Here is a 24,832-nt window from a genome sequence, read left to right on the forward strand (position 1 = left end):
CGTATACATAGTAGTACAAACCATCCTAGGGGGGAAAGACATGTATAAGCGCGGGATATTATTAACAGGAAGTATTACAATGGCCATATTATTAACAGGTTGTTTCCAGGGAGAGGAATCGCTGGAGGACATGGATCCACCACAAAATGCATCACCCGTTGATAATATAGAAGACGGGGAAGATAATGAAAGTGTGGCAGGGGACGGTGAAGAAACAAGCGTAAACGAAACTGTACCAAGAGAATTGTACTTAGTGGATGCGAATGGCATGGTAGCGGCACAGACTATAGAATTGCCTAATCCAGAATCAAAAGAGGTAGCTTCTCAAGTATTGGAACACTTAGTTAAAGGTGGGCCAGTCACTTCCATGTTGCCAAATGGATTCCAGGCTGTGCTTCCAGAAGGGACACAAATTCTTGGAGTGAATCTTCAGGAAGACGGAACAATAGTGGTCGATTTCTCAGAGGAGTTTCAAGACTATGATGCAAAAGAGGAATTACAAATACTTGAATCAATAACACATACACTGACCCAGTTCGAAAATGTTAATACCGTTCAGCTGCAAATTAATGGACATGCGGTAAAAGAAATGCCAGTCAATGGTACCCCAATTGGTGAAGGTTATTCTAGGGCAAACGGTATTAATGTTACAGAAACAGACACTACTGATTTAATTAATAGTAAAGCTGTTACGATGTATTACCCGACAGAGCATGATGAGAATCGCTATTACGTTCCAGTAACACAATATGTAGAGACAAATGATGAAGAAATTTATGCTTCCATTATACAATCTCTACTCGAGGGACCTGGTTTTAATACGAACGTGCAGCACGTCTTTAACTCTACTACACTCCTGACAGGGGAACCAACACTTAGTGATGGTGTATTGAACCTAACATTTAATGAAGATATCTTACTGAAAGATGGGGAAGGCGTTATCGCGGACGAGGTGATGGAGACGATTGTAAGGACATTGACAGAGCAGCAGGGTATTGAAGCAGTTGATGTAAAAGTGGAGAATGTCGAGCAACTGGTCAATGAAAACGGCGAGACATACGAGGAGCCTGTAACGAAACAACAATTTACACCAACTGAAAAGCTTTAAGCGAAGGGGCTAAGCAATATAGCCTCTTTTTTATTTTTGATGTTTAGATTCGGGACTCAAAATACCTTTTCTTATAATGTATTAACGTGTTGATTTCGTGCAAAATATGTTAAGCTATTGGTTGAAACAAGGAGGAGACATTCATGAGAAACGATGAAAGAAAAATAAATAGTTTACGGTCTGTAAATATTACAGCGAACTATATTACACATCCAGAAGGCTCTGTGTTAATTGAGGTAGGAAATACAAAAGTAATTTGCAATGCAAGTATTGAAGACAGAGTTCCACCATTTCTTCGTGGTCAGGGAAAGGGCTGGATTACTGCTGAGTATGCTATGCTACCGAGGGCTACAGAACAGCGAAATATTCGTGAATCTTCTAAAGGGAAAGTTAGTGGAAGAACAATGGAGATTCAACGTTTAATTGGCAGAGCTTTGCGTTCGGTTGTGGACTTGGACAGTATAGGCGAGCGCACCATCTGGGTAGATTGTGATGTTATTCAAGCGGATGGTGGTACGCGTACAGCTTCTATTACAGGTGCATTTGTTGCAGTGGTCCTGGCATTCGGCAAACTACTAGAAGCAAAGAAAATCAAAAAGATGCCTGTTACACAATTTCTTGGTGCCGTATCAGTGGGTGTTTTACCAGATGGCACGGAAATATTAGATTTAAATTATGAAGAAGATTCCCAAGCGAATGTTGACATGAACATCGTCATGACTGGTCAGCAAGAATTTGTAGAAATACAGGGTACAGGTGAGGAAGCTACCTTTACAGCTAATCAATTACAGACAATGCTTAAGTTAGCTGGAGAGGGAATAGAACAGATCTTTGAAATTCAACATGAAACAATTGGTGACTTAGCTGAACGAATTGGTGAAACAAAAGAATAACGGAGTGATTGTAATGGAACAAGTTCTCATAGCGACTAGAAATGCAGGAAAAGCTGCTGAATTTAAGCAATTCTTTTCCCGTTATCATATCGAGGCATTGTCTATGCTTGATCTTACGGAAGACATACCAGATGTTGAAGAAACTGGTGTTACCTTTGAGGAAAATGCAGCACTAAAAGCCGAAGAAATTTCTACAAAATTGGGGATACCTGTACTTGCGGATGATTCAGGATTAGTAATTAACGCTCTGAATGGTGAACCAGGTGTATATTCGGCCAGATATGCTGGCCTCGATAAAAACGATGATGCCAACATGGACAAAGTATTAAAGAAGCTGCAAGGAGTATCCAGGTTGGAGCGCACCGCCCGATTTGTTTGTGTTATTGCGTTATCCATTCCTGGAGAGAAAACAATCTTTCGAACTGGCTTCTGTGAGGGACACATTGCGGAAACAAAAAGCGGAACAAACGGTTTTGGCTATGACCCTATTTTTATACCAAACGATCAAGAGAAGACGATGGCTGAATTAACTGCCGAAGAAAAGAACCGTATTAGTCATAGAACGAAAGCTATTCAGCAGTTTGATGAATGGATAAAAGGGTATAAAAAAGGAAAAGCATAAAGAATTGGTTTTCTCTGATCATATTGCCGCTGTGAGATTATACATAGTTGGGGTGATGTTAAATGACAAAGGTTCTTATAATAAGTGATAGTCATGGATTAACAGATGAATTACTGCAAATTAAAAAAGAGCATAATTTAGAATACATGATCCATTGTGGAGATTCTGAACTGGATCTTGATTCTGAAGAGATGGAAGGTTTCTTTAAAGTAGCAGGAAATTGTGACATGGACACAAGATATCCAGAAGAACAGACAATGGAAATTGATAAAGTTAAAATCCTTGCTGTGCATGGACATTTGCATAATGTAAAACAAAATTTGTTAACAGCTGGGTATCGTGCTGAGGAATTAGGTGCACAGGTCATTTGTTTTGGTCATACGCATGTAGCAGGTGCGCAACAGGTGAATGACCAGTTATTTATAAATCCAGGAAGTATTCGCCAGCCAAGAGGAAGAATGGAAAAGACTTATGCTATCATGGAGTGGGAAACGCCAGGTGAAATATACGTCACATTTTACACATTGGATGGAAAAGAAGTAAAAGATTTAGCTACTCGTGCTTCCATATAAACGAGGAAAGAGAGACCTGCGAGGCTATTTTTTCACCAAGCCAGGCAGGTTTTAATCTTTTTTTAATAAAGTGTTGACATTTTCTCGATTTATTAATATAATATTTCTTGTCCGTTAAAAAAGTAACGAACGAAATGAGTAAGAAATTAATACATACTTTGTTTTATAGAGGCAATAAAGATCCATTTATAAAACGTGTTATATTGACAAAATAATAGCATATTCTATGCGGGTGTAGTTTAGTGGTAAAACCTCAGCCTTCCAAGCTGATGATGAGGGTTCGATTCCCTTCACCCGCTCCATACATACTTGTCCCAGTAGCTCAGCAGGATAGAGCAACAGCCTTCTAAGCTGTGGGTCGCAGGTTCGAATCCTGCCTGGGACGTCTCAAAAAAACCTTGCAAACACTTCGTTTGTAAGGTTTTTTTATATTCTATTTTAATGTATTAAAAAAGCCCTCTGGCAATCTGGGCTTCTTTTACACTAAGTTCTCACCTTATTATATTGTTCTATCGCTTCATCCAAATATTCTAGAATGCTTTCATCGATTGGATATAATTTCATTGCCTGTGAGTCTTCTTTTGATTTTCTAGCCTCCCAAAATTTTCTTTCCAAATCAGTATTTCCATTAAACATGTCTTTCGATAATAGTAACGTATCTTCCGCTATAATTTGAGCTTCAACGGTACTAGGGGAGTTCCCTGCATTCATACTTAATTCAATTCTTCTTATTAAATTAATCCATTTTTTAATACTGGATGAATCTGACCCCATTTTGGGGAGATTATTCTCCAAAACTTCTTTTTCTTCCTCAACAAATAATTTATCCATTACCTTATTTTTATTTTCATTGCTAGTATCAAGATCTTCGGAAACAAGTGGTAAAAGTCGCTCCCATGGTAAGGAGCCTTCCAGCTTAATTGTATTAATAAGCGAATGAGTGTAGGCTAAGGCCTTCTTTAAATCTTCTATATTTGTATAAAGTTGTTCCTTATGGATATCCACAATTTGTTCTATTGAAATTTGGGTAATCATTTTTTTAATATTAACCAAAGACATAGAAGTAGATTTTAGTAGTAGGACTTTTTGCAGAAGTAGAACATCCTCTTCTGTGTAGCATCGCTTACCATTCTGATCTTTCACATCTGGCACTACTAAGCCAATGCTATCGTAATAACGAATTGTACGTTTTGTTATGTTTAGTTTTTTTGCAACTTCACCGGTAGAAAAATATTTCATAAAAAATTCCCCTTTTATGCTTGCAGGTTACGTAGCGTAATCTTTTATTCTAAATATACCATATTATATTTGGAGGAATCAGAATTGAAACATTTTTTTGAAGCAAAATGGACAGCTAAGGAACTTATCATTTTACTGATACTTACTTTTGTAATTGTACCTTTCGCGTTAGAAGGACTATTACAAGACCTATTAAGCAACATTTTCCACAGTAATCTATATGCAGGTACGTTAACAGGATTGATTATGGCGATTGTTTTTACTACTGCTGTGTATGTGGTGGCTTTAAGACCATTTAATTATAGTTGGAGAAAAATAGGGATTCATTCCTTTAAGAAGGATTATTGGAAACGGATATTTGTTTGGCTACTAATCTTAATTGCAACGAGTATCGCGCTTGTAAGCATAATGGACTTATTTGGTATAGGTACTGATAATAATAAAACACAATCCTTGAAACAAAATATGAACTGGATAACTATAACGATTGGCTTTGTCTCAGCCGCAATAATTTCTCCCGTATATGAAGAGATCTTTTACAGAGGCTTTCTTTATAAGTGGTTTAGAGTTAAATGGGGTTTAGTACCTGGCCTATTCTTTAGCTCCACAATATTTACGCTCGTTCACATTCCTACGTATAATACATTGCCTGTCAATTTTATTTCCGGTCTGATTTTCGCATGGACTTACGAAAAAACAAATTCTATTATACCTGGGATGATCATTCATGGAACTTTTAACGGGATAGCGATTATTCTAACTACTATAGACTAATAACTATTTCGTTCGACAAATACTATAAAAAACCCTGTGTCTATTAAATAGAATTAAAAGAGAGTCTGCTTTCTTTACAAATAAAGAAAGCAGACTCTCTACATTTCACATAACACTACAAATTAACTTCTGTGCTTTTGGTTACGTTGATTTGCGCCAAACACGTTGTTTCTCTTATTTCTGCACCTTTTCCTTGGTTGTTGTTCAGCTTCTTCGGCTTCTGCATCAACTTCTTCATTCTCACTATTAGCTCTAACATCACAACCGTTGACATAAACTTTTACGATATTATAGTTATTGTTCTTGTTTTTTAGATCATTCTCATTCTCATTGTCATTGTCGTTGTCGTTGTCCACGTCGATATCGCTGTCAAAGTCTACATCTGCATGCGCTTTTGCAAAGTAATATTCTTGGTTTCCATGCTGATCAAAGCTTCTATTTTGACTTCTTCTTTTTCCCATTGTTTTTCCCTCCTTTTATCTTGATAATGTATCTTATTCTAAAAGTGATAGTTTGGAATGGCAGTTTGCTCAAGTCAATCGTCTGTTTTTAGTAGAAAAGATAGTTTAAAGTTTAGTGACCTTGAAGGCACGGTAGGTTTTTTGTTCAGGATGTGTTATAGCAAACATTAGGTATATGTGTTAAACTTTCTAGAAAAATGATTAAAGTATATAACCACGTACTATTTCGGTATGTTGGCTTAGATTCATGTTATAATTACATAGCTTAGTTCTACATAGTGTACGGCGATTCTGTAGGTGATTTGCACTTATACAGAGGAAACCTTCTTCTTACTTATAGTTTGTTAACGAAATGAAGAAACAGGCTAAAATCTCTTTTATTGGATTTAAAATTCTTTATAAAGAGGTTTATTTATACAAAATCAGGGTATGTATCTCTATTGACTGATTAATAATAGAATAAATACGTTGGAAAGGAGGAAATTGATGCAGCAGCATACAGAAAAAGAGAATGTTATTCTCTTCCCAAAGTGGAAAGATGTTTTGGAAGAAGAGAGTGTGCAGGCCCTTAAAGATAAAAGGTATGAAGAGGCCCTTTCTAAGTTGGATAAATTGTTAAGCTACCACATAAGATCCCATGAAATAATAATTGGGAAGCTAATTTGTCTAATGGAATTGGACCGACATACTGAAGCACAAGAGATATGTGAGGAATTACTTACAGAGAAAGATGAACATTATTATCATTACGTACATATTTATTTGACGATTTTATTTCAGACGAATCAGTATGAATTGTTAATGGAACAAGTGGATTATGAATTTGAAATGGGTGACGTTCCACCGCCACTGGAAGAACAATTTCGACAGTTATACACGATGAGCAGTAAGATGAAAGCAGATTTAACGGTGGAGAAGTCAAGCTCTCAACTAAATGGTCTCATTGAAGCTATTGAAGAAGAGGATCATCGAGAACAGTGGAGAATCATAGAAAGTTTAAGGCAGATGTCCGCATTGCCAACTAAAACGATTCCACCAATGCTCACTAATGAGAAAGTACACCCTGTTGTCAAAACGGTAATTATGCAATGGTTAACGGAATCAGACTATAACCAAGAAGTAGGCATACATAAGTTCGGAAGGGAACACACCGTAACACCTTCCGAGTTAGAGAAGCTTGATGATATTGCGATATTACACCAAACCAGAAGTTTATTGGAAGAAACGGAGCAGAAAAACCCTACGCTATTTGAAATGCTAGAAAAATTGTTGTTTCGTTTCTTGTATGTGCATTATCCAATACTTCCCCCTTCAGAGGAAGTATTCCAGCTGGCTGAGGCAATAAAGCATGTTGGCCAGGAATACCTTGGTATACATATGGAAGAGGGGTCGTCACAATCTGACAAAATGCAACAGTTTAGTGAAGAGGTTATGCTATGTGACTCCCTCTACTTAAGCATTATTGAAGAGTAGTAGAAGCTGGGCTTGAAATGCTTGAAAGGCATAGTAATTATGTTATAATAAGATGGTTGTAAATTTAGATCATTATATAAGTAGTTATCATAATGAACGTGTAAAATGATTGGAAACAATAGATTTGATTTTGGAGGGAAATTTTATGTCAGTAAAATGGGAAAAACAAGAAGGAAATGAAGGAGTACTTACTTTTGAAGTCTCCGCAGAAACGTTTGATAAAGGATTAGATCAAGCTTTTAAAAAGGTTTCCAAGGATGTTCAAATTCCTGGATTCCGTAAAGGGAAAATTCCGCGTAAAATCTTTGAAAACCGCTTCGGTGTAGAAGCATTGTATCAAGATGCTGTTGACATTGTTCTACCAGAGGCTTATATCAGTGCAGTAGAAGAAGCAGGAATCGATCCAGTAGCACAGCCGGAAATTGATATTGAAACAATTGAACAAGGTCAGCCACTTGTTTTCACTGCTAAAGTGACAGTTAAACCAGAAGTGACACTAGGTGAATACAAAGGTCTTGAGGTAGAAGAACAGTCTGTTGAAGTAACAGATGAAGATGTTAACCACGAATTGGAGCATCAACGTCAGCATCACGCAGAACTAATTGTAAAAGAAGAAGGCAGCGTTGAAGAAGGCGATACTGTTGTTATGGACTTTGAAGGTTTCCTAGATGGAGAAGCTTTTGAAGGTGGAAAAGGTGAAAACCATTCACTGGAAATTGGCTCCGGGCAATTCATTCCAGGATTTGAAGAGCAATTAGTTGGAAAAACTCCTGGTGAAGAAACAGAAATTGAAGTTACATTCCCTGAAGATTACCATGCTGAAGAACTTGCAGGTAAAAAAGCTATATTTAAAGTGAAATTAAATGAAGTAAAAGCAAAAGAACTTCCTGAGCTTGATGATGAATTCGCTAAAGATGTAGACGAAGAAGTAGAAACTCTAGAAGAATTGAAGAGCAAGAAAAAAGAAGAACTTGAAGCTCAAAGAAAACAAGATGCTGAAAATCAAACCAGAGAAACCTTAATTGAAAAAGCTTCTGAAAATGCACAGGTTGAGATACCTGAAGCAATGGTTAATACAGAGCTTGATCAAATGGTTAAAGAATTTGAACAGCGTCTACAAGCGCAAGGGATGACATTGGAAATGTATTCTCAATTTTCCGGTCAAGATGAGAGTGCGTTGAAAGAACAAATGAAAGAAGATGCTGAAAAACGCGTCAAAACAAACCTTACACTGGAAGCTATTGTCAACGAGGAGAACCTTGAGGTTACCGAAGAAGACGTAGAAGCAGAGCTTGAAAAAATGGCGTCTATGTACGGAACTGAATTGGATCAGTTGAAACAAATGCTTGGCGGAAATACTGACGCTGTAAAAGGCGACCTTAAAATGCGCAAAGCAATTGAATTTCTTGTTGAGAACAGTAAAACTGTCTAATTCAAACAATTTTGTTTAGACTCAGTTAGATAAGGTAAATACTAAAACAAGGTGCAGAGAAGTCGCACCTTGTTTTCTCATATTACTTTCCATTTATTATCTTAGCCCCTAGGCTAAAAAATATGATGGATTATCTGTTTTAATAAAAATACTTAATTTTAGAAAGTTACATATAGTATAAGTAGTATGATTTGACTTTTACGGATTATTATCCATAATTAGATTATGCTATTGTTATGAAAGTGTATCGCTTTGTATTTTAAATTTGATCTGATATGATGACTATGAAAGTTGAATCCTGAAAATTCCATTCAGGTGGAGATTTAAACTTTTAGGGGTGAAATTAATGTTTAAGTTTAATGAAGAAAAAGGACAACTGAAATGTTCGTTTTGTGGAAAGAGTCAAGAACAAGTACGTAAGCTAGTTGCCGGACCAGGCGTTTATATATGTGATGAATGTATTGAGCTTTGCACGGAAATTGTGGAAGAGGAATTAGGTACAGAGGAAGATACTGAACTGAAAGAAATCCCAAAACCAAAAGAGATCTGTGAAATACTAGATGACTACGTAATTGGACAGGACAAAGCAAAGAAAAATCTTTCAGTTGCTGTATACAACCACTACAAACGGATCAATTCCCCGAAAGCCACTGGGGATGATGTGGAATTGTCTAAAAGTAATATTTCAATGATTGGCCCAACTGGTAGCGGAAAAACACTTCTTGCTCAAACGTTGGCAAGAATCATTAATGTGCCGTTTGCAATGGCGGACGCTACTTCCTTAACTGAAGCAGGTTATGTAGGAGAAGATGTAGAAAATATCCTTCTTAAACTGATCCAGGCAGCGGATTACGATGTAGAAAAAGCAGAAAAAGGCATCATTTATATTGATGAAATTGATAAGGTTGCACGTAAGTCTGAAAATCCTTCTATCACAAGAGACGTTTCTGGTGAAGGGGTACAGCAAGCGCTATTGAAAATTCTAGAAGGAACTGTAGCGAGTGTACCACCACAAGGAGGACGTAAGCATCCTCATCAAGAATTCATTCAAATCGATACAACAAATATCTTGTTTATCGTTGGCGGAGCATTTGATGGTATCGACCAGGTAATTAAACGTCGTCTTGGTAAAAAAGTTATTGGGTTTGGCTCAAATGAGAAGCAACAGGATTTCGAAATGGGTGAACTACTTTCTAAAGTGTTGCCAGAAGATCTACTTCGTTACGGTTTAATTCCTGAATTTATCGGTCGTATTCCTGTAATTGGTAGCTTGACACCATTAGATGAAGAAGCACTTGTAGAAATTCTGACCAAACCCAAAAATGCACTCGTAAAACAATACGAAAAACTATTCTCAATTGATAATGTAGAGTTGGAAATTGAGGAAGAAGCATTAAAAGAAATTGCCAAGAAAGCAATTGAACGAAAAACAGGGGCCCGTGGTCTAAGGTCCATTATTGAAGGGATTATGCTTGATGTAATGTTTGAACTTCCTTCAAGAGATGATATTGAAAAATGTGTTATTACGAAAGATACCGTACTGGAAGAGAATGGCAGTCCTAAACTTATCTTCCGCGATGGAACCGTCAAAGAAGGAAATAAAGAGCCTAAAGAAAGTGCCTAAGCCTTTCTAAGCTTATCGCTGTTTTACAAAGATACGGAACGGGTAGCACAAGACTGTCTTGAGTGATTTAGTTGCCAAGACAGTCTTTTTTTGCATCTTTGACTAGAGTTGTAAGTACTATTCTAATTCAATTCCACCCATGCTAATCCAAAAATATTCCCCAATCCATTGGGAAGTATTTTTCTGATTAGGTTGAGTTGATGAAGGGAATGCTACAATATAAACAAGATGTATAGTATTTCGCGTTTACAAATGGTACAGCTTTATATAAACTTTAAGAACACATAGAAGAATTTTAACTTATATTATACATATTAACGAAATACGGAGGTCGTTTCATGACTAAAGAGACAATACAACTCCCTCTCCTTCCTTTGCGTGGATTACTGGTTTTTCCATCAATGGTGATACATTTGGATGTAGGAAGAGATAAATCCATTGCTGCACTTGAGCAAGCAATGATGGGAGACCAAACCATTTTTCTTGTAGCACAGAGGAAGGTAAGTATGGATGAACCAGAGCCTCAAGATATCTATTCTATCGGGACTATGGCAGTAGTGAAGCAAATGTTAAAATTGCCTAATGGAACAATGCGTGTATTGGTTGAAGGTTTACACCGCGGTGAGATCATTCGTTACACAGAAGATAGTAGTGATGCATTTCAGGTAGAAATCGAAAAAAGAGAAGATATACACGGGGACTCGAACGAAGAGGAAGCACTTATGCGCTCTTTATTAGGGCTTTTTGAACAATATGTATCCGTTTCTCGAAAAGTTAATAAAGAAACCTATGCAACGGTTGCAGATATAGATGAGCCTTCAAGGCTAGCTGATCTCATTACCTCGCATTTATCTCTAAAAATAAAAGAAAAACAGGAATTGCTGGAAACGCAGAATGTCGTAGCAAGACTCAAATATCTTATTAAACTTATCACAAACGAAAAAAAGGTGCTTGACCTTGAGAAAAAAATTGGGCAACGAGTAAAGACCTCAATGGAAAAAACGCAAAAAGAATATTACTTACGCGAACAAATGAAGGCGATCCAGAAAGAACTTGGAGAGAAAGACGGCAAAACAGGGGAAGTTGGACAGTTAAAAGATAAAATAACGAATTCCGATATGCCCGAAAATATTATGGAGGTTGCACTAAAAGAATTAGACCGTTATGAGAAAGTGCCACAAAGCTCAGCGGAAAGTTCTGTCATTAGAAATTATTTAGAATGGCTAATTGCATTACCTTGGACGCAACAATCTGAAGATACCATTGAGATAAATAAGGCAGAGGATATCCTAAACACTGATCATTATGGGCTAGATAAAGTGAAGGAACGAATATTGGAGTATCTTGCTGTTCAAAAATTAACCAATTCTATTAAGGGGCCAATCCTTTGTCTTGTAGGACCTCCTGGTGTGGGGAAAACTTCACTGGCAAAATCGATTGCGCGATCCATTAATCGAAACTTTGTACGTATATCTCTAGGTGGTGTTAGGGACGAGGCTGAAATTCGAGGCCACCGTCGAACCTATATTGGTGCAATGCCAGGAAGGATTATCCAAGGGATGAAGAAGGCAAAGACAATAAACCCTGTCTTTCTTTTAGACGAAATTGATAAGATGTCTAATGATTTCCGTGGAGATCCCTCATCTGCAATGCTTGAAGTACTAGACCCTGAACAAAATAGTAACTTCAGTGATCATTTTATTGAAGAAACATATGATTTGTCGAACGTATTATTTGTTGCGACCGCAAATTATGTAAACAATATTCCAGGGCCTTTGCTGGATCGGATGGAGCTTATCTCTATTGCCGGTTATACAGAAGTGGAAAAGCTGCATATTGCGAAAGAACATTTATTACCAAAGCAACTAAGAGAAAATGGGCTTAAGAAAAGCACCCTACAAATGAGAGATGAAGCATTATTAAAATTAATACGTAGATACACACGTGAAGCAGGAGTTAGAAATTTAGAAAGACAGCTTGCTACAATTTGCAGAAAAGCTGCAAGGATCATAATATCTGAAGAGAAAAAGCGCGTCATTATTACCGAAAAAAGCCTTGAGGAGCTGTTGGGCAAACCTATTTATCGTTATGGCCTAAGGGAACAAGAAGATCAAGTAGGTACAGCGACAGGTCTGGCATATACAGCAGCTGGCGGAGACATACTTTCTATTGAAGTATCCCACTATCCTGGTAAAGGAAAACTAACACTTACTGGGAAGCTTGGTGATGTCATGCAGGAGTCTGCACAAGCTGCATTTAGTTATATACGTTCAAGAGCTACAGAACTTAAAATAGCGCCTGACTTTTATGAAAAATACGACATTCATATTCACGTTCCAGAGGGGGCTACGCCAAAGGACGGACCATCAGCAGGGATTACGATGGCAACCGCCCTTGTTTCGGCACTAACAGGACGTGCAGTGAAGAAAGAAGTTGGGATGACCGGGGAAATTACGCTACGTGGAAGAGTTCTTCCAATTGGGGGACTTAAAGAAAAGTCTTTAAGTGCACACCGCGCAGGGATAACGACAATTATTATTCCGGCTGACAATGAAAAAGATATAGAGGATATTCCGGAGAGCGTGCGAAATGAATTAACCTTTATCAAAGTTTCACACTTAGATGAAGTACTAAAGTATGCACTGGTGGAGGAGAAAAATGAAAGTAAATAATGCAGAAATCGTAATTAGTGCAGTAAGTCAAAAGCAATATCCAGGTGATCGCCTGCCAGAAATCGCATTGGCTGGAAGATCAAACGTTGGGAAATCTTCCTTTATAAATAAGCTTATTAATAGGAAAAACCTTGCCAGAACCTCATCCAAACCTGGGAAGACCCAAACCCTCAATTTCTATAAAATAAATGATGTTTTTTATTTTGTAGATGTCCCTGGGTATGGTTATGCCAAAGTCTCTAAAAAGGAGAGAGAAAAGTGGGGCGTCATGATGGAGGAGTATTTCGAAACACGTGAAACACTTAAGGCCGTATTGTTAATAACGGATATCCGCCATGAGCCAACGAACGATGATATTCAAATGTACCATTTTCTTAAACATTATGACCTGCGTGTTATCATTGTTGCTACAAAGCTTGATAAAGTACCTAAAAACAAACGTGCTAGCCATGTGAAAAGGACAAAAAAGGCATTAGAAATGGACGAAGAGGATCATCTCCTGCCTTTTTCCTCAGAAACAGGGGAAGGCAAAGAAGAAGCGTGGAGATTGCTAAGCCAATATATTTAACCTTGTTCTAGGGAATGTCTTAATCTCCGCTCTTCTGTTGTACTTAAGTTTCCTTCTAGATGGGCAATTTGCTAAATTAACTGATACAGTCAAACACCAGTCAAAATTATTTGAATGGTGTTTGGCTTTTTTATTAGGGTAAAAAGTCTTGCTCTTGGTATGGGAATTACTATAAAGCGAAGTTAAGAGGCAAAGAATATGCCTTCCCTTGAAATAATAGACTTTTTAAAAATTTTAAGAATTTAGGAGTATTGACGAGGTAATACGGGTATATATAAGAAGGAGAGAGGTAATTACACCATATTTAAATTATTTATACATACATGTGGTGAAATGGGAGGATAGGAGGTTGGTAGTAAGCAGCGTAGATTGCTATAATTTTAGTTATCGGTGCGCGACAATAGAGCGAGTACAAGCGTGTATCCGGAATGAAAACAACGTAGCATATTAAAGAGAGGGAGATTAACGGATGAAAAGACTGAATATTGCGATTTTTTCTGCTTTAATTATTTTATTATTGGCAGCGTGCGGATCAGAAGAGGGTAGTACAAACGCTGATTCAGGTGAAGCAGAAGCAGGTGGGGACTATAATCTGATAAAAGATGGCAAGCTTACATTTGCTGCTTCAGGAGAGTTTAAGCCATTTAGTTACATGGAAGGCAGTGAGATGGTTGGTTATGATATCGCAGTCGGGGAGGCCATTGCTGAAAAACTAGGGTTAGAACCTGTTCAGCAAAAGGCTAAGTTCTCGGGCATTGTTACAGGTGTAAATGAGGGCCGTTATGATATCGCGGTAGCTAGTCATACCATTACGGACGAGCGGAAAGAGCAGGTTAATTTCACAGAACCATATTATTATTCAGGACCGGTTATTTATACACGTCCTGATAGTGATATAACTTCGGCGGATGACCTTAATGGCAAGGAAATATCCGTATCACGAGGTTCTTCTTATGTATCCATGGCGGAAGAATACACGGATAATATTCCCCAAGTTGACAGTGATGTAGTGGCGCTACAATCATTAGCAAGTGGTCACCATGACGCTGTAATCACCGATGATATAACAGGCATCACGGCGATTGAAAATGGGCTGGAGATTGAAAATCGTGGCCAACTCGGAGTGAGTAATCAAGCAATTGCCGTTAACAAAGAAAATGAAGAACTGCTTAATGCAATTGATGAAGCACTTCAAGAGATGAAAGACAGCGGTGAACTTGCAGAGCTAGCTGAAAAGTGGATCGGTGAAGATATTACAGAAGAACCAGAAACAACGGAATAAAGAGAAAATGTGCGCATACCTTGCGCACATTTGTACGAATAAGGAGATGAATGTTGTTGTCGTCACTTTTAGAATTTTACGATATATTCGTTGGTAGTTTTGATTTATTTTTAGAGGGATTATGGATTACCTTCAAATTATCAATCGCTTCACTGTTAATCGCATTTGTAATTGGTTTATTTATTGCTATTTTAAAAATATCCAACATTAAAATCTTACAATGGATTGCTGATCTGTATATCTGGATTGTACGCGGCACGCCATTAGTTGTCCAAATCTTCATTTTGTTTTACGGACTAACAGATATATTTCTAATACCAATGTTCTGGGCAGGCGTCGCAGGTCTGGCATTTCATAGTGGTGCATATATTGCCGAAATCATTCGAGGGACAATCCAGTCAATCGATAAGGGACAAAGAGAAGCAGGTCGCTCTCTAGGTATGACAAGTGGTATGACAATGCGGAGAATTATTTTACCGCAAGCGTTTCGTAGGGCAGTCCCCTCCTTGGGGAATCAATTCATTATTGGCATAAAGGATTCTTCCCTTGTTTCCTTTATCGGAATGCAGGATTTATTTGGTGTGGCAAGTTCAATGGGTTCAAATACGTTTAACTATTTACCGTATTTCATTACGGTTGCCATCTACTACCTGTTCATTGTTTTAATTCTTACATTAATAGTAAATAAAATTGAGAAGAAATTAGCACGGAGCGATTGATTCGGGAGGTAAACGATGAGTGAAGTAAGAGAAATGATTCGAGTGGATAAGCTTAATAAATCCTTTGGCGATTTACACGTGCTGAAGGACATAGATATGACAGTTAATGAAAGTGATGTTGTCGTATTAGTTGGGGCTAGTGGTTCGGGAAAGAGTACATTATTGCGCTGTTTAAATTTCCTCGAAATTAAAAACAGTGGGACTATAACGATTGAATCAGAAAATGTGGAGAAAGAAACCCACAATTTAAATAAAATTAGAGAAAAGGTTGGAATGGTATTTCAGCATTTTAACTTATTTCCACATAAGACGGTTCTTGGTAATGTTACAGAAGCACCTATACAGGTGAAAGGAATTAGTCGACAGCAGGCAGAGAAGGAAGGGAAAGAACTGCTCGATAAAGTTGGCCTTGGAGACAAATATAATGTTTACCCGTCAACATTGTCTGGTGGACAAAAGCAACGTGTTGCGATTGCACGAGCGCTTGCCATGAAGCCTGATGTGATGTTGTTTGATGAGCCAACTTCTGCACTAGATCCAGAGTTAGTAGGAGAAGTGCTAGCTACCATGAAAGAGCTTGCGTTGGAAGGAATGACAATGGTAGTCGTAACACATGAAATGGGCTTTGCTCGAGAAGTTGGGGATTGGGTGGTCTACATGCACGATGGAAAAATTGTGGAGACTGGCATACCATCTGATTTATTTGATCATCCACAGGAGGAGCGGACAAAAGCATTTTTAAGCTCCATCTTATAAAGGGGTTAAAACAAGGGGAAATCAGCTAACAAGGCTGATTTCCCCTATTTCCTTTTCATAAGTAAATACAATCCAATTATAATTAATACAACCGGCCAAAATTGTTCAAGTGTATCAATCACCTGATAGACCCAATCGAGCCAAGGGGGGAGTGATACCGAGAATATAAGCAGGATAGAAACGGCAGTAAGGATGACTCCAGGGAAAAGCCCTTGTTTGACCTTTGTCCGTCTAACAAGGAAGGCAATCCCAATAATTAGAGGATATACAGCCCAATGATCTATCCAAAAATCATAATGCTGTATGCCGTGCAAATGAATGCCGATACCAAGTAAAACCGAGCCGCTGAATAGATTATGATAGCTTTTGGAAGTATAACTATGTATAAGAAGAGCTAAACCGATAATAATGATAATAGTCTGCCATGAATAAAAATCGGTTATAATCGGAAGTTTTAATTGCCGCAATAAGAAAAAGATACCGATTCCTATTAGTATATATGCTGGAAGTGCGTTTTGTTTTTTCACTATTTCACAAACCTTTCCTCATATAGGTTGATTTCTTGCCTATTCAATCTTATTTATGATACAGTACATTCGTACTAATTCATATACGTTATATCCTAACACATTGTTTCAGAATCTGTTCACATTTCTCTACAATGTGACTGGATACACATGTTATAATATAGTTAATATGTCGAAAGCCATGGCACGAAGATGGACTGGCTTGAAAGTTTTTTGGGGGTAGATGTGATGCATATACTGAAGGTTGGGTTTAACTACAAAACAGCCCCAGTCGAAATTAGGGAAAACCTTACTTTTTCCGAGGATGCACTCTCTGATGCAATGGTAAAGTTAAATGAGCAAAAGAGTGTGTTGGAAAATGTTATTGTTTCCACCTGTAATCGTACGGAAATTTACGCTGTAGTGGATCAAGTCCATACAGGACGTTATTATATTAAAAAATTCATGACTGATTGGTTTGATATTGATAAAGCAGAACTTTCCACCTATTTGCGAATTGCTGAGGATGATGCTGCTATTGAACAGTTATTCCGTGTCACAACAGGCCTCGATTCCATGGTCGTTGGAGAGACGCAAATCCTTGGGCAAGTAAAGCATGCCTTTTTAACTTCCCAAGAGGGCGATACAACGGGAACTGTGTTAAATGAGCTGTTCAAGCAAGCGATCACATTTGGTAAACGCGCGCAGAAAGATACAGCTATAGGACAAAACGCTGTATCAGTTAGCTATGCTGCAGTCGAGCTAGCAAAGAAAATTTTTGGTGATTTGCAGAACAAGCATGTAGCAATTCTTGGTGCTGGAAAAATGGGTGAACTTGCTGCCAAAAACCTGCAAGGTTCAGGAGCAACGGAAATTACGGTATTAAATAGAACATTGGAAAAAGCAGAATTGCTAGCAGAAAAATTCGCAGCAAAAGCGGTTCCGTTAAATGGGTTATCAGATGTCCTACTTGATGCTGATATACTAATTACGTCAACAGGTTCTGATGATGTTGTATTGACTAAGAGTATGCTTGCTCCAATTCAGAAAAAACGCAAAGGCAGTCCATTGTTTTTAGTGGACATTGCGGTCCCAAGGGATTTGGATCCTGCGATAAGTGAATTGGACAATGTATTCCTGTATGATATTGATGATTTACAGCATATTGTGGATGAAAACCTTGCTTCAAGAAAAGCAGCAGCGGAACAGATTGAGATAATGATTGAAGGGGAAATTGTTACTTTTAAGGAATGGTTAAAAACGCTTGGTGTTGTTCCTATTATTTCCGCACTGCGCCAAAAAGCTCTTTCTATTCAAGCTGAAACGGTACAAAGCATTGAGCGTAAGATCCCTGACCTAACAGATAGGGAGAAAAAAGTAATTAACAAACATACCAAAAGCATTATTAATCAGCTTTTAAAGCAGCCTGTTACACAAGCAAAAGAAATGGCTGGCAATGACAAAGCAAAAGAATCATTGGATCTGTTTGTTGAGATATTTGGAATAGAGGATGAATTACAGGAAGAACTTGCGAAACAGGTAAAAAAAAATAGTACTTCCAAAAAAATAAATAAGAACGAAGTATCCTTTCCAATGCTGGACAGTATGACAACCATTTGATGAAAGGATTTTCAGATGATGTTTGAACTGAAATGGGTTTATGAATTCATTTTAATTATTTATGGACTAAGTTTGATTGGGTACTTTATTGATTTCATCCAGAACAACCGGAAGGCAAATAAAACAGCTTTCTGGTTGCTTTGTATGGTATGGGTTATTCAAACGTTATTCTTGCTGTTTGAAGTCATTTTAGAACATAATTTACCAATTTTCACGTTTACAGACAGCCTTTTCTTTTATTCCTGGGTGCTTCTTACATTATCGCTTATCGTAAATGCATTATTTACGATTCACTTTATTTTGTTTTTCATTAATTTATTTAGTTTCTTTATTCTATTACTCTATATTTCCACAAAAGCTCAGGAAACTTTCGCAACAGGTGGAGTGCGAATAGTAGATGAAATGCTGGTGGCCCATATTTCCTTGGCTATTTTATCTTACGGTTTCTTCACGCTTTCCTTTTTCTGCTCACTAATGTATATTGCGCAATATCGAATACTGAAGGAGAAGAAAGGTTTAAAATGGATATGGCGTTTAGGAGATTTAAAAATGTTAGATCGGTATGCGCTACTAGCGATCACAATCGGTGTGCCTTTGTTATTAATTGCCATCACGCTAGGCGTTGTGTGGGCTTACGTATCCAGCTCAGAGTTTTATTGGTTTGATCTAAAAACAGCGGGATCCATTCTCGTATTGCTCGTCTATATTGTATATCTTTTATTACGGGTAGGTCGTGGGTATAATGGGAAGCGCATTGCAATATATAATTCTGCAGCATTTCTGATATTATTGGTAAACTTCTTTTTATTTAGTGTACTTTCAAATTTTCACTTTTAACGATCATATAGGAGGATATTTATGCGGAAAATCGTAGTTGGTTCAAGGAAAAGTAATCTTGCCCTTACGCAAACAAACTGGGTAATTGAACAATTAAAGAAAGCGGGCGTTCGGAATGAGTTTGAAGTAAAGAAAATTGTAACGAAGGGCGATCGGATTCTCGATGTTACGCTTTCTAAGGTTGGAGGAAAAGGGCTTTTTGTAAAAGAAATCGAGCAGGCAATGTATGACAAAGAAATCGACTTTGCTGTACATAGTATGAAAGACATGCCATCAAGCATGCCAGAGGGACTGACAATCTCTTCTATACCGACTCGTGAAGATCACCGTGATGCCTTTATTTCAAAAGGAAATGTGGCCCTGGAGGATCTTCCAGAGGGTGCCATCATCGGAACAAGTAGTTTACGACGTGCTGCGCAAATGCTTGCTGAACGACCAGATGTATCAATCAAGTGGATTCGTGGAAATATTGAAACGCGGATTCGTAAATTGCAGGAAGAAGACTATGACGCCATTATTCTGGCTGTTTCTGGTTTGAAACGGGTTGGTTTGAGTGAAGAACTTATTACAGAATACCTTGAGCCGGAGGTTTGTGTACCAGCAGTTGGACAAGGGGCACTCGCTATTGAATGCCGAGAAGATGATCAAGAGCTGCATACACTTCTAGATCTAATTAATGATCAATATACAACAATAACGGTAACAGCAGAAAGAACCTTCCTTCATTTATTAGAAGGTGGTTGCCAAGTTCCGATTGGCGGGTATGCATACTTGGATAAGGAAGAGATAGTACTGACAGCACTAGTAGGAACACCAGACGGTAAAACTATCTTGAAAGAGGTTGTACGAGGGACAGATCCTTATAAAGTTGGGGAAGAAGCTGCACGTCTACTTGCCGACCAAGGAGCTAAAGAAATAGTGGAGAGGGTAAAAGAGGAGCTGGACAGCTAATGTCTTTTTCCCTTATGCAAAAAAACATTTTGGTTACAAGGGGAGCTGAACAGGCGAATCTCTTTGCCGATAAAATTACCCAACACGGAGGTAATCCAGTGGTTGTTCCTCTGTTAGAAATCGTGTGTAAGGAAACAGAGGTTACTTGGGAAGTATTGAGAAACCTATCTCAATATGACTGGATTTTGTTTACAAGCGCTAATGGAGTCGATTGTTTTTTTGAGTTAAGGAAAAAGCTAGAGAGCTCTTCTTCTATTTCCGCCAAAATTGCCACAGTAGGGGAAAAAACGAGTAGTGCTTTGAAGCAATATGGGTATGAGGAAACCTTTACACCAGAAACATATAATGCGAACACAATGGCAAGCGATTTTTTAAAGAGATTTCCTGCCCCTGGTAAATTGTTACTCATCCGGGGCAATCGTTCCAGGAAGGTGTTACCCGAGAAATTTCGTCAAGCTGGGTTGGATTTTGATATGCTGGAAGTATATGATACACATTTCAGTTATGCAAGAAAACCTCAGCTTATTGATGCCGTTAGCAAGAATAATCTAGACTATGTTAGCTTTACTAGCCCTTCAACCGTTGAAGCTTTTTGTGAAATGGTGGAGAATATACCAGATATCATCCCCTGTGTTTGTATAGGGAGCACAACGAGTCAAAGGGCAAGAGAGCTTGGGTTTCAATATATTTTAACACCAACTAAATTCACCATTGATGGAATGATACAAAGCATAAGTGATCACATTTCAAGGAAGGGATAGATAATATGTCAAATACATCTGAGTTTAAACGCCATCGCAGGCTACGTAGTTCTGCTTCCATGCGTTCAATAGTAAGGGAGACAACATTAAGCACCGATGATTTTATATACCCTTTATTTATATTAGAAGGAAAAAATATTAAAAACGAGGTTCCTTCCATGCCTGGAGTTTTTCAGGTAACACTCGATCGTTTAGAAGAAGAACTTAAGGAGATCCATGAGTTAGGAATTAAAGCAATTATGTTGTTTGGTGTACCGAACGAAAAGGATGAAGAAGGAACAGGGGCATTTATTGCGGAAGGAATTGTACAACAAGCTACGAGAAAGGTAAAAGCAGTCTATCCTGGTATCCTTGTTGTAGCAGATACATGTCTTTGTGAATACACGTCACATGGCCATTGCGGTCTAATCCATAATCATGATGTTGACAATGATGCATCTCTTCCACTGTTAGCGAAAACAGCTGTATCACAAGCTGAAGCAGGTGCAGATATCATTGCACCATCTAACATGATGGATGGTTTTGTAACTGTAATTCGTCATGCGTTGGACGAAGCGGGCTATACAAATATTCCCATCATGTCATATGCTGTAAAGTATGCTTCGGCATTTTATGGTCCTTTCCGTGATGCCGCAGACAGTACGCCACAATTTGGGGACCGTAAAACGTACCAAATGGATCCTGCAAACCGCCAGGAAGCATTGAGAGAAGCTGAATCAGACGTTGCAGAGGGTGCAGACTTTTTAATCGTGAAACCTGCCCTTTCTTATTTAGATATTGTGCGTGACGTTAAAAACAATACGAATGTTCCTGTAGTGGCTTATAATGTGAGTGGGGAGTATTCCATGGTAAAAGCAGCTGCTTTAAATGGCTGGATTAATGAAAAAGAGCTTGTGATGGAAAAATTAACTTCTATGAAACGTGCAGGCGCAGACTTAATTATCACATACTTTGCAAAAGATGTAGCGAAATGGTTGAATGAAAAGTAAGAGCCTACCTGCGGGACAGGATAAAATTCAATAGAGGTGATTGATTCGATATGATTAATTTAACAAATTCAGAAGATGCATACAAAGAAGCGGTTGATTTAATGCCAGGCGGAGTAAATTCTCCTGTACGTGCATTTAAATCTGTTGGCATGTCACCTGTATTCATGCAATCAGGCAAAGGTTCCAGAATTTACGATATTGATGGTAATGAATATATCGATTATGTACTAAGCTGGGGACCCCTTATATTAGGACATGCAGATGACCGAGTAGTTAGTAAATTAAAAGAAGTTGTTGAAAAAGGGACAAGCTTCGGTGCTCCAACTTTACTGGAAAATGAGTTGGCACAATTGGTTATTGATCGTGTGCCATCCATAGAAATGGTGAGAATGGTTAATTCTGGTACAGAGGCTACCATGAGCGCTTTAAGGCTTGCAAGAGGGTTTACCGGAAGGGACAAGATTCTTAAGTTTGAAGGGAATTATCACGGCCACGGTGACTCCTTATTAATAAAAGCAGGATCGGGTGTAGCAACATTAGGTCTACCGGATAGTCCTGGTGTACCGAAAGGAATCGCAGAGAACACCATTACTGTGCCTTATAATGACATGAAAAGTGTTCGCTATGCATTTGAACAATTTGGCGATGATATTGCTGCAGTAATTGTTGAACCGGTTTCCGGAAATATGGGTGTTGTTCCTCCTAAGGATTCCTTCCTACAGGATTTGCGTAATATCACGGAAGAAAATGGCACACTTCTTATCTTTGATGAGGTAATGACAGGGTTCCGTGTGGGCTTCCATTGTGCTCAAGGCCACTTTGGAGTGACACCAGATCTAACATGCCTTGGGAAAGTAATTGGTGGCGGTTTGCCAGTAGGTGCTTACGGTGGTAAGCGTGAAATTATGGAAAAGGTAGCTCCAACGGGGACAATTTATCAAGCAGGTACCTTATCAGGTAACCCACTTGCAATGACGGCAGGACTGGAGACACTTAGTGCTTTAGACAAATCCTCCTATGAGCAAATAAATAAAAAAGTTGATCGCTTGATGGAAGGATTTAAAGAAGCTGCTCATGCCCATGACATTCCACTGCAGATTAATCGGGCGGGTTCCATGGTAGGTGTCTTCTTTACTGATCAAGAGGTAATTAATTATGAGACTGCACAATCAGCCAACTTAGATTATTTTGCTCAATATTATAGAGCGATGATGGAGCAGGGAGTATTCCTTCCACCTTCGCAATTTGAAGGATTATTCCTTTCTACCTCACACACTGATGAAGATATTGAAAAGACAATTAGTGCTGTTAACCATGCCTTTGCGTCAATAAATAAATAATTTTAAAACTTTGCTATAGAAAAGCCGTGTGTGATTCGAATTCCTTGAGAAGTCGAGTCCGCACGGCTTTTCATTTTAATTGAAATGAATGCTTATTCATTTATCGCGGTGCACCCGTCCGTAAGACTTCCACTTCAAAACATAAAGTAAAACCGTTAGTTTTTAGTGGGAGTATACGGACGCTAACGCCCCGATTCGTTCAGCTAACAATCAGTGGGGGATAGTGAAAACTCCCACTAATTGTAGTTTCACTTTATAAGCGTTTGAAAGTAAATTTTTCTACACTTTTTTTACCTGGTATGTCCATTCTTTTTTGGAGGGTATAGATCGAATCGGCTAAATCAAGCATATCCCTAATTTGTCGTTCATATAGATGAATAAGACATATAAACATATGGAATATGTTGAAGGGAGGAAGCTAGGTGTCAAATGATCGCTCAGTTTTTAGTTTTGAATTGAATGAAGTTCTTTCTTTTGAAAGAGGTCAGGAAGTCGCGGAGATGAAAGGCATTTCGTTAGAACCTGATATTTCGATACAACCTTTTAATGAATACATTTCCATACGTGGAGTAATTGAGTTAAAAGGGGAATATCAAAAGGTTGCTTCTCAGAAAGAAGATACGATTGAACTAGAAGACTATCAAGCAAAGCGTTTTGTTGAAAAAGTCGAAGAATACCCAGATGGTAGAGTGGAATTTACCCACCGTTTCCCAGTGGAAATTTCTGTACCTACCTATCGCGTACACAATCTTAATGATGTGTCGGTCTATATCGATTCCTTTGATTACGAGATTCCAGATGAAAGTAGTCTTAAGCTGTATTCTACCATTGAGATATATGGGATAAGTGAAATAAAGGAAACACCGAGAAGTGAAATAGACCAAACAGACGTGGAAGAGGTAGCGAACGCAGAGCAACAATTAAGAGATGACACGGAACAACCAGCTCATTCATTTGAGACGCAAGAAGAGGATGAGCAGCCAGATGAAACAGGCAATGAAGAAAGGGAAGAAGAGGAAATACAAGATGACGAGTCTCTATTAGATAGAGAAAAATTGGATTTTCAGTTTGAGTTAAAAGAAAAGGAAGAGCCATTAGAAGAGGTTAAAGCCTTTCCGTTTTCTCCTCCTGAAATTCCAGAACTTAAAAAAGAGTTGGATGATGGTAGTAAAGAAGAAACAGAAGAAGGCAGATGGAAATATAAAGAAACGAAGTCCTTTAGTGAGTTTTTTAACAAATCTGCACCAGAAGAAAGTAGCAGTGAAAGTGAATCTGAGATATTAGATGTAGAAGAAAACGAAGAAGATTGGGAAGAATCCACGGTAGAGTATGACGTACAGGATAGTTCAGAAAACCGTGAAGACCCTGTTCAGGATGTTAGCTACCTATCAGACATGTTCCGTGATAGTGAGGAGGAAAAATATACAAAGATGCGTCTTTGTATCGTGCAAGAAAGGGATACAATCGAATCTATTGCAGAGCGCTATCAGGTTACAACACTACAACTTATCAAGCAAAACCAGCTCGATGATGCGTTTGAAGTGTCGGAGGGACAGCTGTTATACATTCCAAAGAAGAGATAAATTTAATTCACTGCCCCTTGGTTAAAAACAAGGGGTAGTACTTATTTACA

General features: G+C 38.3%; 23 protein-coding genes and 2 tRNA genes. 22 read left to right on the forward strand and 3 right to left on the reverse strand.

Going from position 1 to position 24,832, the window contains the following annotated elements:
* Positions 1–40: 40 nt before the first annotated feature.
* The 6 genes from ACTWPF_RS08240 (at position 41) to ACTWPF_RS08265 (ending at position 3,580) form a co-directional block, all read left to right on the forward strand.
* The gene (locus ACTWPF_RS08240; protein WP_443148935.1) at positions 41–1,108 is read left to right on the forward strand and encodes a GerMN domain-containing protein; all 1,068 of its coding nucleotides are present in this window, start codon (positions 41–43) and stop codon (positions 1,106–1,108) included.
* A gap of 143 nt (positions 1,109–1,251) precedes the next feature.
* Positions 1,252–2,001, forward strand: coding sequence for a ribonuclease PH (gene rph / locus ACTWPF_RS08245; protein WP_106897084.1), 750 nt, complete (start codon positions 1,252–1,254; stop codon positions 1,999–2,001).
* A gap of 13 nt (positions 2,002–2,014) precedes the next feature.
* On the forward strand, positions 2,015–2,623 hold the full coding sequence (locus tag ACTWPF_RS08250) for an XTP/dITP diphosphatase (RefSeq protein WP_106897083.1): 609 nt from the start codon (positions 2,015–2,017) through the stop codon (positions 2,621–2,623).
* Positions 2,624–2,685: 62 nt separating this feature from the next.
* Complete coding sequence (locus ACTWPF_RS08255) at positions 2,686–3,195, forward strand: metallophosphoesterase (protein WP_106897082.1); 510 nt, start codon at positions 2,686–2,688, stop codon at positions 3,193–3,195.
* Between the two features lie 228 nt (positions 3,196–3,423).
* A tRNA-Gly gene (locus ACTWPF_RS08260) sits at positions 3,424–3,497 on the forward strand.
* Positions 3,498–3,506: 9 nt separating this feature from the next.
* Positions 3,507–3,580, forward strand: a tRNA-Arg gene (locus ACTWPF_RS08265).
* Positions 3,581–3,678: 98 nt separating this feature from the next.
* On the opposite strand, the gene ACTWPF_RS08270 is transcribed toward ACTWPF_RS08265, so the two are convergent.
* Positions 3,679–4,434, reverse strand: a complete 756-nt coding sequence (locus ACTWPF_RS08270) for a MerR family transcriptional regulator (RefSeq protein ID WP_443148936.1) — start codon at positions 4,432–4,434, stop codon at positions 3,679–3,681.
* An 84-nt stretch (positions 4,435–4,518) separates the two neighbouring features.
* Between ACTWPF_RS08270 and ACTWPF_RS08275 the strand changes: the two genes are divergently transcribed.
* On the forward strand, positions 4,519–5,208 hold the full coding sequence (locus ACTWPF_RS08275) for a lysostaphin resistance A-like protein (RefSeq protein ID WP_443148937.1): 690 nt from the start codon (positions 4,519–4,521) through the stop codon (positions 5,206–5,208).
* A gap of 122 nt (positions 5,209–5,330) precedes the next feature.
* Here ACTWPF_RS08275 and ACTWPF_RS08280 read toward each other — a convergent pair whose 3' ends face one another.
* Entirely contained in the window at positions 5,331–5,669 is a 339-nt protein-coding gene (locus tag ACTWPF_RS08280) for a hypothetical protein (RefSeq protein WP_443148938.1), read from the reverse strand.
* A 486-nt stretch (positions 5,670–6,155) separates the two neighbouring features.
* On the opposite strand from ACTWPF_RS08280, the gene ACTWPF_RS08285 reads away from it, so the two are divergent.
* The 8 genes from ACTWPF_RS08285 (at position 6,156) to ACTWPF_RS08320 (ending at position 16,195) form a co-directional block, all read left to right on the forward strand.
* The gene (locus ACTWPF_RS08285; protein WP_106897077.1) at positions 6,156–7,142 is read left to right on the forward strand and encodes a DUF3196 family protein; all 987 of its coding nucleotides are present in this window, start codon (positions 6,156–6,158) and stop codon (positions 7,140–7,142) included.
* Between the two features lie 145 nt (positions 7,143–7,287).
* On the forward strand, positions 7,288–8,574 hold the full coding sequence (tig, locus tag ACTWPF_RS08290; protein ID WP_106897076.1) for a trigger factor: 1,287 nt from the start codon (positions 7,288–7,290) through the stop codon (positions 8,572–8,574).
* 346 nt (positions 8,575–8,920) lie between these two features.
* Entirely contained in the window at positions 8,921–10,198 is a 1,278-nt protein-coding gene (gene clpX / locus ACTWPF_RS08295; RefSeq protein ID WP_036572235.1) for an ATP-dependent protease ATP-binding subunit ClpX, read from the forward strand.
* 338 nt (positions 10,199–10,536) lie between these two features.
* Positions 10,537–12,870, forward strand: coding sequence for an endopeptidase La (lon, locus tag ACTWPF_RS08300; protein WP_443148939.1), 2,334 nt, complete (start codon positions 10,537–10,539; stop codon positions 12,868–12,870).
* Positions 12,857–13,438, forward strand: a complete 582-nt coding sequence (gene yihA / locus ACTWPF_RS08305) for a ribosome biogenesis GTP-binding protein YihA/YsxC (RefSeq protein ID WP_106897074.1) — start codon at positions 12,857–12,859, stop codon at positions 13,436–13,438. Before lon ends, yihA begins: the two co-directional genes overlap by 14 nt.
* Before the next feature lie 469 nt (positions 13,439–13,907).
* A complete protein-coding gene (locus ACTWPF_RS08310) occupies positions 13,908–14,720 on the forward strand; it encodes a transporter substrate-binding domain-containing protein (RefSeq protein WP_443148940.1) in 813 nt (270 codons plus the stop codon).
* Positions 14,721–14,770: 50 nt separating this feature from the next.
* Positions 14,771–15,439 carry an amino acid ABC transporter permease gene (locus ACTWPF_RS08315; protein WP_106897072.1) on the forward strand — a complete coding sequence of 223 codons (669 nt, stop codon included), beginning with the start codon at positions 14,771–14,773 and terminating at the stop codon, positions 15,437–15,439.
* A 15-nt stretch (positions 15,440–15,454) separates the two neighbouring features.
* The gene (locus ACTWPF_RS08320; RefSeq protein WP_106897071.1) at positions 15,455–16,195 is read left to right on the forward strand and encodes an amino acid ABC transporter ATP-binding protein; all 741 of its coding nucleotides are present in this window, start codon (positions 15,455–15,457) and stop codon (positions 16,193–16,195) included.
* A gap of 44 nt (positions 16,196–16,239) precedes the next feature.
* Here ACTWPF_RS08320 and ACTWPF_RS08325 read toward each other — a convergent pair whose 3' ends face one another.
* Positions 16,240–16,722, reverse strand: a complete 483-nt coding sequence (locus ACTWPF_RS08325) for a LiaI-LiaF-like domain-containing protein (RefSeq protein ID WP_443148941.1) — start codon at positions 16,720–16,722, stop codon at positions 16,240–16,242.
* Positions 16,723–16,950: 228 nt separating this feature from the next.
* Between ACTWPF_RS08325 and hemA the strand changes: the two genes are divergently transcribed.
* From hemA to spoVID, 7 genes are all read left to right on the forward strand, one after another.
* On the forward strand, positions 16,951–18,321 hold the full coding sequence (gene hemA, locus ACTWPF_RS08330; RefSeq protein ID WP_106897069.1) for a glutamyl-tRNA reductase: 1,371 nt from the start codon (positions 16,951–16,953) through the stop codon (positions 18,319–18,321).
* Positions 18,322–18,339: 18 nt separating this feature from the next.
* Positions 18,340–19,158 (forward strand): cytochrome C assembly family protein, encoded by an 819-nt coding sequence (locus ACTWPF_RS08335; protein WP_106897068.1) that lies wholly within the window; start codon positions 18,340–18,342, stop codon positions 19,156–19,158.
* 21 nt (positions 19,159–19,179) lie between these two features.
* Complete coding sequence (gene hemC, locus ACTWPF_RS08340; protein ID WP_106897067.1) at positions 19,180–20,109, forward strand: hydroxymethylbilane synthase; 930 nt, start codon at positions 19,180–19,182, stop codon at positions 20,107–20,109.
* Entirely contained in the window at positions 20,109–20,870 is a 762-nt protein-coding gene (locus ACTWPF_RS08345) for a uroporphyrinogen-III synthase (protein ID WP_443148942.1), read from the forward strand. The genes hemC and ACTWPF_RS08345 overlap by 1 nt, the downstream gene beginning before the upstream one ends.
* Before the next feature lie 5 nt (positions 20,871–20,875).
* Positions 20,876–21,859 carry a porphobilinogen synthase gene (gene hemB, locus ACTWPF_RS08350; RefSeq protein WP_443148943.1) on the forward strand — a complete coding sequence of 328 codons (984 nt, stop codon included), beginning with the start codon at positions 20,876–20,878 and terminating at the stop codon, positions 21,857–21,859.
* A gap of 50 nt (positions 21,860–21,909) precedes the next feature.
* Positions 21,910–23,199, forward strand: coding sequence for a glutamate-1-semialdehyde 2,1-aminomutase (hemL, locus tag ACTWPF_RS08355; protein WP_106897064.1), 1,290 nt, complete (start codon positions 21,910–21,912; stop codon positions 23,197–23,199).
* Between the two features lie 422 nt (positions 23,200–23,621).
* Complete coding sequence (gene spoVID, locus ACTWPF_RS08360; protein ID WP_106897063.1) at positions 23,622–24,782, forward strand: stage VI sporulation protein D; 1,161 nt, start codon at positions 23,622–23,624, stop codon at positions 24,780–24,782.
* The last annotated feature ends 50 nt before the right edge of the window (positions 24,783–24,832 follow it).

Source organism: Oceanobacillus sp. M65, assembly GCF_052246275.1.
In the GTDB taxonomy this organism is placed as follows: domain Bacteria; phylum Bacillota; class Bacilli; order Bacillales; family Amphibacillaceae; genus Oceanobacillus_B; species Oceanobacillus_B jordanicus.

Bases quoted from the DNA above. Each gene is read 5' to 3' on its own strand.
- ACTWPF_RS08320 (WP_106897071.1), top strand. From the start codon at position 15,455: ATGAGTGAAGTAAGAGAAATGATTCGAGTGGATAAGCTTAATAAATCC.
- ACTWPF_RS08250 (WP_106897083.1), top strand. From the start codon at position 2,015: ATGGAACAAGTTCTCATAGCGACTAGAAATGCAGGAAAAGCTGCTGAA.
- yihA (WP_106897074.1), top strand. From the start codon at position 12,857: ATGAAAGTAAATAATGCAGAAATCGTAATTAGTGCAGTAAGTCAAAAG.
- hemC (WP_106897067.1), top strand. From the start codon at position 19,180: ATGCGGAAAATCGTAGTTGGTTCAAGGAAAAGTAATCTTGCCCTTACG.
- ACTWPF_RS08240 (WP_443148935.1), top strand. From the start codon at position 41: ATGTATAAGCGCGGGATATTATTAACAGGAAGTATTACAATGGCCATA.
- ACTWPF_RS08280 (WP_443148938.1), bottom strand. From the start codon at position 5,669: ATGGGAAAAAGAAGAAGTCAAAATAGAAGCTTTGATCAGCATGGAAAC.
- hemB (WP_443148943.1), top strand. From the start codon at position 20,876: ATGTCAAATACATCTGAGTTTAAACGCCATCGCAGGCTACGTAGTTCT.
- tig (WP_106897076.1), top strand. From the start codon at position 7,288: ATGTCAGTAAAATGGGAAAAACAAGAAGGAAATGAAGGAGTACTTACT.
- rph (WP_106897084.1), top strand. From the start codon at position 1,252: ATGAGAAACGATGAAAGAAAAATAAATAGTTTACGGTCTGTAAATATT.
- ACTWPF_RS08335 (WP_106897068.1), top strand. From the start codon at position 18,340: ATGTTTGAACTGAAATGGGTTTATGAATTCATTTTAATTATTTATGGA.
- hemA (WP_106897069.1), top strand. From the start codon at position 16,951: ATGCATATACTGAAGGTTGGGTTTAACTACAAAACAGCCCCAGTCGAA.
- ACTWPF_RS08345 (WP_443148942.1), top strand. From the start codon at position 20,109: ATGTCTTTTTCCCTTATGCAAAAAAACATTTTGGTTACAAGGGGAGCT.
- ACTWPF_RS08315 (WP_106897072.1), top strand. From the start codon at position 14,771: ATGTTGTTGTCGTCACTTTTAGAATTTTACGATATATTCGTTGGTAGT.
- ACTWPF_RS08255 (WP_106897082.1), top strand. From the start codon at position 2,686: ATGACAAAGGTTCTTATAATAAGTGATAGTCATGGATTAACAGATGAA.
- ACTWPF_RS08285 (WP_106897077.1), top strand. From the start codon at position 6,156: ATGCAGCAGCATACAGAAAAAGAGAATGTTATTCTCTTCCCAAAGTGG.
- ACTWPF_RS08270 (WP_443148936.1), bottom strand. From the start codon at position 4,434: ATGAAATATTTTTCTACCGGTGAAGTTGCAAAAAAACTAAACATAACA.
- ACTWPF_RS08310 (WP_443148940.1), top strand. From the start codon at position 13,908: ATGAAAAGACTGAATATTGCGATTTTTTCTGCTTTAATTATTTTATTA.
- clpX (WP_036572235.1), top strand. From the start codon at position 8,921: ATGTTTAAGTTTAATGAAGAAAAAGGACAACTGAAATGTTCGTTTTGT.
- hemL (WP_106897064.1), top strand. From the start codon at position 21,910: ATGATTAATTTAACAAATTCAGAAGATGCATACAAAGAAGCGGTTGAT.
- lon (WP_443148939.1), top strand. From the start codon at position 10,537: ATGACTAAAGAGACAATACAACTCCCTCTCCTTCCTTTGCGTGGATTA.